The sequence below is a fragment of the Flavobacterium sp. genome, from assembly GCF_044348915.1.
GTDB lineage: Bacteria > Bacteroidota > Bacteroidia > Flavobacteriales > Flavobacteriaceae > Flavobacterium.
In genome coordinates this window covers 1-8292 of record NZ_JBIKRX010000107.1, presented here as the reverse complement: position 1 = coordinate 8292, position 8292 = coordinate 1, and the positions used below count along the sequence as shown (strand labels likewise).

Sequence of the window (8292 nt, the reverse complement as noted above, 5' to 3'; positions counted from 1 at the left end):
TGCAGCACAAAACTTTGCTAAAATACGCTCAGTCATTGATACAACTATAAAAAATGGCCTAAATGTATTGGAAGCATTGGTAATAATAGCTAAATTTGAGTTTGAATTATAAACTGATTAGTTACGTTTTTTTTTTTTTGTAATTAATATTTAGTTTTAAATTATGTTCAAACTTATGGAGAAAAGATTAAACAAAAATTTATTTTTAAGAAAAATTTAATAGATGTTCATCCTTATTTAAACGCTTTAAAATCTTGTTGTTTAATTTCATAGTATTTTTTGTTTATCAAATAACTTTTTTTGTTAAACAAAAGTAATTTTGGATAAAATTGCATTCAAAAAGTTATTTCGTAATTTTGTTTGCCCTTTGTATTTATCGTTGATAGTACTTATTTGCTAGAGCAGTCAAAAGGGGAAATCATTTAATGAAAGCAGTGGATATGACAAATAAATTTTTTTTAGCACTTTTATTTTTGGTAAACTCTTTTACGTTTGCGCAATCGGATACAAATAAGTTGGACGATAAAGGAAATAAGAATGGACTGTGGAAAGGTTATTTTCCTGAAACAAAAAATCTTAAGTATGAAGGTACATTTGAACATGGTAAAGAAGTTGGTATTTTTACCTATTATGATAACACAAAAACAAAGACTATAGTCGCAACCCGAGAATTCAGTCCTAAAGAGAATTCAGCTTACACAATTTTTTATGATCCCTTAAAAAACAAGGTTAGCGAAGGTAAGGTGATCAATAAAGTTTATGAAGGGGAATGGAAGTATTATCATAAAGCTTCAAAGGCGGTTATGACCATCGAAAATTATAGCCAAGGAAAATTGGAAGGCTTGCGTTCTGTTTTTTATCCTAGCGGAAAACTTGCCGAAGAATCCATGTATAAAAACAATCTGAAAAACGGTCCTTATAAAAGATACACCGAAAAAGGAATTATTATTGAAGAATCGAATTACAAGAACAATCAATTTGATGGCTTAGCTACGTTTAAAGATCCTGATGATGGTACTATTGTTTCAAATGGAAAGTTTAGTGATGGTAAAAAAACAGGAATTTGGCAGTTTTTCAAGCAAGGAAAATTAATTAAAGAAGAGAATATGAGTTTTCCCCAGAATACTTCAAATTCTAAAAAGTAAATACTATTACTCGAACGCTGCGCCTTACTTTCTTTCTATGCAGATAAATAAAAAGAGACGCCTTCAGACTTGAATTTCACAACAAAAGGTTAATCCTCTAGTATAAAAAATCCTTCTGTAAATCTTCGTAACTTTGCAGCATTATAAAATTATAATTATTTCAAAATGAAACGTGTAGTTGTTGGACTTTCTGGAGGTGTCGATTCAAGTGTTGCAACCTATTTATTGCAGCAACAAGGCTATGAAGTCATAGGACTTTTTATGAAAAATTGGCACGACGATTCGGTTACAATCTCCGATGAATGTCCGTGGCTTGAAGATAGTAATGATGCTTTATTGGTTGCAGAAAAATTGGGTATTCCTTTTCAAACCGTTGATTTAAGCGAACAATACAAAGAAAAAATCGTGGACTATATGTTCAACGAATACGAAAAAGGACGCACTCCAAACCCTGATGTACTTTGTAATCGCGAAATAAAATTCGATGTCTTTATGAAAATCGCCTTAAGTCTTGGTGCCGATTTTGTGGCAACAGGACATTATTGCCGTAAAGGAGAAATTGAAGTCAACGGCGAAAAAGTGTACCAACTTTTGGCTGGAGTCGATACTAATAAAGACCAATCCTATTTTCTTTGTCAATTATCACAGGAACAATTGGCTAAATCGCTGTTTCCTATCGGTGAATTAACAAAACCCGAAGTACGTGAAATTGCTGCCGAAATGGATTTGGTTACCGCCGAAAAGAAAGATTCACAAGGATTGTGTTTTATTGGAAAAGTAAGATTACCCGAGTTTTTACAACAAAAATTGCAACCCAAAGACGGATTGATTTATCAAATACCTGCAACCCATCCTATTTATAAAAAAGATAAAGGTGCTAATCTTTCTAGTGAAGAAGCTTTAGCTTTCGATGCAAAAAAAATAGACTATACTCCTGAAATGGGAAAAGTGGTGGGTAAACATCAAGGTGCTCATTATTTTACCATTGGTCAACGAAAAGGATTGAATGTAGGTGGTACAACCGATCCCTTGTTTATTATCGCGACCAATGTAGAGACTAATTCTATTTACACTGGTTTAACCAGTCAGCATCCTGGATTGTTACGAAAAGCGTTGTTTATAGAAAAATCTGAGGTACATTGGATTCGGAAAGATTTGGCTCTTGACAATGGTGAAACAATCGATGTAATGGCGCGCATTCGCTATCGTCAACCTTTGCAAAAAGCGACTTTACATCAATTCGAAAGCGGAATGTACGTTACTTTCGATGAGCCACAATCAGCCATTACCGAAGGACAATTTGTTGCTTGGTATTTAGAGGACGAATTAGTTGGTTCGGGAGTAATTTCATAGATTCGTATTTTATTTTAAAATTTTCATATGAGAAAAATAGTTGTTTTCCTGTTTATAATTTCGAGTTTCGTCGGATTTTCTCAAGAAGATGCTTGGGTTTATTTTAAGGATAAGCCCAATTCTGCAACTTTTTTTAGTAACCCACTTTCAGAACTTTCGCAAAGAGCTTTAGACAGAAGAACTGCTCAAGGAATTTCATTGGATTTGAAAGATGCTCCAATACATCAACCTTATATAGATGTCATCACTAGTTCAACGGGAATTGTGGTAAAAGCCAAGTCAAAATGGTTAAATTGTCTGCACATTCGCGGTACTGTGACCGATATTACAGCCCTAAAATTATTGTCGTTTGTTGATATAGTTGATTTTGCTGATAAGACTTTGAATAGTTCTCCCAGCAAAATAGCACCAAAACAAAAAATCGCAGCAGTTAGTAAAACCAAGGAAACTGCAGTTTCTTATAACTATGGCTCATCTGCAAACCAGATTCAAATGCTCAACGGACATTTATTGCATCAATTGAATTACACAGGTTCTGGAAAGATCATAGCAGTGCTAGATTCCGGTTTTCCTGGGGTAGATTTGGCAACGCCGTTTAAAAGATTAAGAGATAACAATCAGATTCTTGGTGGATATGATTATCTAAATAAAAGCAATTTTTATTATTCTGGAAACTATCACGGAACATCCGTTTTGTCAACAATGGGAGGTTATGTTGACGGACAATTGATAGGAACTGCTCCAGATGCAAAGTATTATTTGTATATTACTGAAGATGCAATTTCTGCTGTTCCATATAATGAAAATCCTGTAGAAGAATCAAATTGGGTCGAAGCCGCAGAGGAAGCCGATAGAGTAGGAGTTGATATTATTACGTCCTCTTTAGGCTATTTCGGTTATGATAATACTAGATACAGTCACACTTATGCTGATATGACGGGGAATTTGGCTTTTGCATCACAAGGAGCCAATATCGCTTTCGAAAAAGGTATTCTTGTGGTCGCTAGTGCAGGTAATGAAGGGCAAGAAACAGAAAAGCACGTTGGAATTCCCGCTGAGGCCAAAAATGTAATTGCGGTGGGTGCTGTAAAATCAGATCGTACTTATGCTGCGTTTAGCTCCATTGGTCCAAGTTATGATATTCGAGTAAAACCTGATGTTATGGCTCAAGGGCAAACCGTGGTGGTGTCAGATATTCAGGGTAATATTGGTACTGCAAACGGGACATCATTTTCTTGTCCTATAACTTCGGGTATGTTGGCGTGTTTATGGCAAGCTTTGCCTGGCAAAACAGCCAAACAAATCAAAGAACTACTAGTTCAATCTTCCGACAATTTTGCTGAACCTGCAGTAAAATCAAGAATTCAATATGGGTATGGAATCCCTGATTTCAATTTGGCTTTGGCCAATGGATTATCGGTTGCTGCTTTTTCAAAAGATGATTTTCTGGTGTATCCAAATCCAACTTTCGATACTATTTCTCTGAGCTTGCCAAATGGAACTATTGTAAAAACCATTGCCATTTTTAATATTTTAGGTCAGAAAGTTTTGGAAAGAAATATTTCCACTCCATCAGCAACTATTTCTTTGAAATCTTTAGATAGTGGTGTCTATTTTTACAAAATGGAATCGAATGATTTCTCTAAAAGCGGAAAAATTATAAAGCAGTAATTCGACAGTAAAATGAACAAAATCACGAATCTTTTCAATATCAAGTACCCAATTATTCAAGGCGGAATGATTTGGAATTCGGGTTACAAATTGGCAAGCGCAGTTAGTAATGCTGGAGGTTTGGGATTGATTGGTGCAGGTTCAATGTATCCTGAAGTGCTGCGGGAGCACATTCAAAAATGTAAAAAAGCAACCGATAAACCTTTTGGAGTTAACGTTCCGATGTTGTATCCCAACATCGAAGAAATAATGAAAATTATTGTTGAAGAAGGAATACAAATTGTTTTTACTTCGGCTGGTAATCCAAAAACCTGGACTCCTTTTTTAAAAGAAAAGGGTATAACCGTAGTTCACGTAGTAAGCAGTTCGGTTTTTGCTTTAAAAGCGCAAGATGCTGGCGTCGATGCCATAGTTGCGGAAGGCTTCGAAGCAGGAGGACACAACGGTCGAGAAGAAACCACCACTTTTACTTTGATTCCGATGGTGAAGGAAAAAGTCAATATTCCCTTGATTGCTGCCGGTGGAATTGCCAACGGTCGTGGTATGCTTGCCGCGATGGTGCTTGGCGCTGATGCTGTGCAAGTAGGTAGCCGTTTCGCCGCTTCGGTTGAATCTTCGGCACACGAAAACTTTAAGAATATAATTTTGGAAACCAAAGAAGGTGAAACTCAGGTTACGCTCAAAGAATTAGCACCCGTTCGATTGATTAAAAATAAATTTTACCAAGATGTTCAGGATTTGTATTCCAAGTGTCCTACCAAAGAAGAATTATCTGTTTTATTGGGAAGAGCGAGAGCAAAACGAGGTATGTTCGAAGGTGATTTAATCGAAGGCGAGCTTGAAATAGGTCAAATAGCAGGATTAATTCACGAAATAAAACCAGCCGCTATAATAATTCAAGAAATGATAAATGAGTTTGAGACAGTCAGAAAAGAGGAAGTAAAATACAATTTCTAATTCCAAATTTTATTACATTTGAAGACCTACAATTTAAACCTAATGACTAAAATAAAATCAATTATAATTCTGGCCTTTTTTGTATTAGGAATTCATCAGTTCTATGGTCAATCGTATAATTTCAAAACTTCTGGCTTGAGTGTAATGCAAAAAGATCAAAAAGGGAAGTGGGGAAAATGGTCAGATTTGAAGTTGGTCGATATCTTAGTTAAATTAGACACAGACAAAAACCGGATAGTGGTCTATTCCGAAATTATTCAATTGTTCGAAATCATCGATTATATTCCTTTGGAAGAAAGTGAAACTGATAACGTTTATAGTTTTACTTGCAAAGACAATAATGGCGAAGATTGCACACTTTCAATCATTACACGAAAAAAGCAAGACAATCGAAAGCAACTTTACATCACTTATGAAGATAGAATTATACTCTACAATATCTTCAATTACAAATAGTCTTTTCTCGGTTAAGTTTTAATTAATTTATCTTTCTCTCATCTTATTTTTAATAAGCGAATAAGTATATTTGTGCAATTAATTTATGTAATATGAAAAAGTTTTTTTTGTTGTTATCACTTGTTGGAATCGTTGGCGCTCAAGCGCAACAACGTCCAAAATTGGTTGTTGGTATTGTTGTAGATCAAATGAAAATGGAGTATTTATATCGTTTTTCAGATGATTTTTCTCCTAATGGTTTCAAGCGTCTGATGGAAAAAGGATTTGTTTATCATAATGCCAATTTCAATTATATGCCGACTTATACCGCACCGGGACACGCTTCGATTTACACGGGTGCAACCCCATCGGTGAATGGAATTGTGGGAAATGATTGGTATAGTAGAAAGTTGGGAAAATCGATGTATTGCACAGATGATGCGGATGTAAAAACAATTGGAGATGGAACTGCAAAAGAAGGTGCAATGTCTCCAAAAAATTTGTTGAGCACTACAATTACTGACGAATTGCGGTTAGGGACTAATTTCAGAGGTAAAGTAATTGGTATGAGTATCAAAGATCGTGGTGCTATTTTACCTGCAGGTCATTTTGCTAATTGGGCTTTTTGGTATAGCGGAACAGGTGCATTTATTTCGAGTACTTTTTATGGTACAGCCTTGCCGGATTGGGTAACTCAATTCAACAACGAAAAAAATTATATGCCTTATATCAATGCGGGTTGGAGTTTATTGAAACCTGCTGCAGATTACAACGAGAGTTTACCTGATGATAATCCCTATGAAGGGAAATTATTCAATTGTGACAAACCTGTTTTTCCATACAACCTTAAAGCAATGTATGAAAAACATGGTGCCGAAGTAATGCGTTCTACTCCTTTTGGAAATAGCTTGTTGGCAGATTTTGCTAAGAAAGCCATAGAAAAGGAAGAATTAGGAAAAGATAATATCACCGATTTCTTGGCGGTAAGTTTTTCTTCTACCGATTATGTGGGGCATATTTTAGGGCCACGATCAATGGAGTTGCAGGATACTTACTTGAGATTAGACTTGACTATTGCAGACTTTTTGAATTATTTGGACAAAACTGTGGGTAAAGATAATTATTTGCTTTTCTTGACGGCTGATCACGCTTGCGCAGAAAACGCCAATCATTTGAAAGACCACAAATACAATGTGAAAAATATTCCCGGAAAAGATATTGCTAAATCTTTAAAGGATTTTTCTACAGCTACTTATGGAGAAAATTTGGTTACAGATTATTCTAATTTTAATATCTATTTCAACAAAGATTTAATCAAATCCAAAGGTTTGGAACTGGCTAAGGTAAAACAAACATTCAAAGATTTTTTGATGAACCAAGAACAAGTAAAGAGGGTGTATGCCGAGGAAGAAATATTATCTTCTACAGGAAGCGATTATTTCCTTAATTTTATCAATAAGGGCTATGATGTTTCTCAAAATGGAGACTTGGTGGTCTTAGACAAACCGGGCTATATTGAGTATGGTGCAACAGGGACCTCGCACGGCACTCCCTATGCTTATGACACGCACGCCCCTTTGCTTTTTTACGGTTGGAAAATTAAACCGGGAGAAAGTTTTGACAAAAAAGAAATCACTGAAATAGCGCCAACGCTTGCGCTAAAGCTTAAACTTGAAATGCCCAATGGTACGGAAGCTAAGATTTTGACTGAGATTTTAGATGAGTAGTAGTATCTTATAGATTTGACAACTTTTAAAAAGTTGTCAAATCTGTAGAATTAAAAAAATCCCATTTCAATAAAAAATGAAATGGGATATTTTATTTATAAAAAGATACAGTTTACTTATTTTACAAGTACTGCGTCTTCAATAAGGACTTCATATTTATAACCTGAGCCTAAATCTTTATTCAGAACTACTTTCCCCTTAAACGAAACGACGTCATCCACTTTTACTTTTTCTAATGTGGTGATTGTAATGTCATTAAAACCATTGAAATTAGAGCCGTCTTGCAAGTGAACCCAGTTTTTATTCATAATTTGAGGCATAAATTTTACTACCTTTCCAGTTAGAATAACGGTTTTTCCAGCTAATTTATCTCTTGTTCCATACAAATCAAATAATGAAATTCCGCCCTTTGCCAAAGTAATTCCTTTAGTCAGTTCTTTTGATGAAACCATTTTAGGGGCTGATGCAGCAGTTTCAGTTTCAGCCACCGGATTTGGATCTACTATTCCCTCTACGAATACCACAGAGTCAAAAGTTCGTTTCAAATCTTTGCTTTCAAATGCTTTCATTTCTACTCCACCTTTGTAAGAATAGGTTTTTCCTACTGTAACTTCGCTTTTAGGAATTGCAATCCAATAGTCTTTTGCTTTTTCTGTTACCAAAAGATAGGTGTATGCATTGGCTTGCAGCACTTCTTTTACAGTAATTTGATGTGAATCTGTATTTTCGATTACAGCTTCTTCCACTTGTACAGGTTCCGTTTTTTCAGCATTAGGTTTGCATTGAACCAAAACCAATAGCGCCAAAAGACCTGTTGCGCTCCAAATTAGTATTTTTTTCATTTTTATAGTATTTATTTTTCGGAGTAAAATTAAGTAAATTGTAACTAATCAGTCTCAAATATAGGGATTTTATTTCATGTCAAAATGACGTGAAATAAAATTCGAATTCATGCCACATAGTCATTGGATTTATTAGGTGAATCTTTTTATATTTTGTACTTT

General features: G+C 35.0%; 7 protein-coding genes. 6 read left to right on the top strand and 1 reads right to left on the bottom strand.

Features of this window, described 5'->3' with window-relative positions:
* Positions 1–440: 440 nt before the first annotated feature.
* The 6 genes from ACIQ1E_RS12970 to pafA all read left to right on the top strand — a co-directional run bounded on the left by ACIQ1E_RS12970 (position 441) and on the right by pafA (position 7288).
* Positions 441–1145: a toxin-antitoxin system YwqK family antitoxin gene (locus ACIQ1E_RS12970; RefSeq protein ID WP_396171731.1), complete on the top strand. Its 705-nt coding sequence runs from the start codon at positions 441–443 to the stop codon at positions 1143–1145.
* Positions 1146–1310: 165 nt separating this feature from the next.
* Entirely contained in the window at positions 1311–2498 is a 1188-nt protein-coding gene (mnmA, locus tag ACIQ1E_RS12965; RefSeq protein ID WP_396171730.1) for a tRNA 2-thiouridine(34) synthase MnmA, read from the top strand.
* A 27-nt stretch (positions 2499–2525) separates the two neighbouring features.
* Entirely contained in the window at positions 2526–4169 is a 1644-nt protein-coding gene (locus tag ACIQ1E_RS12960; protein ID WP_396171729.1) for a S8 family serine peptidase, read from the top strand.
* A 12-nt stretch (positions 4170–4181) separates the two neighbouring features.
* Positions 4182–5126, top strand: a complete 945-nt coding sequence (locus ACIQ1E_RS12955) for an NAD(P)H-dependent flavin oxidoreductase (protein ID WP_396171728.1) — start codon at positions 4182–4184, stop codon at positions 5124–5126.
* 42 nt (positions 5127–5168) lie between these two features.
* Entirely contained in the window at positions 5169–5582 is a 414-nt protein-coding gene (locus tag ACIQ1E_RS12950; protein ID WP_396171727.1) for a hypothetical protein, read from the top strand.
* A gap of 92 nt (positions 5583–5674) precedes the next feature.
* The gene (gene pafA, locus ACIQ1E_RS12945) at positions 5675–7288 is read left to right on the top strand and encodes an alkaline phosphatase PafA (RefSeq protein ID WP_396171726.1); all 1614 of its coding nucleotides are present in this window, start codon (positions 5675–5677) and stop codon (positions 7286–7288) included.
* A 116-nt stretch (positions 7289–7404) separates the two neighbouring features.
* Here pafA and ACIQ1E_RS12940 read toward each other — a convergent pair whose 3' ends face one another.
* Complete coding sequence (locus tag ACIQ1E_RS12940) at positions 7405–8130, bottom strand: hypothetical protein (RefSeq protein ID WP_396171725.1); 726 nt, start codon at positions 8128–8130, stop codon at positions 7405–7407.
* Between the last annotated feature and the right edge of the window lie 162 nt (positions 8131–8292).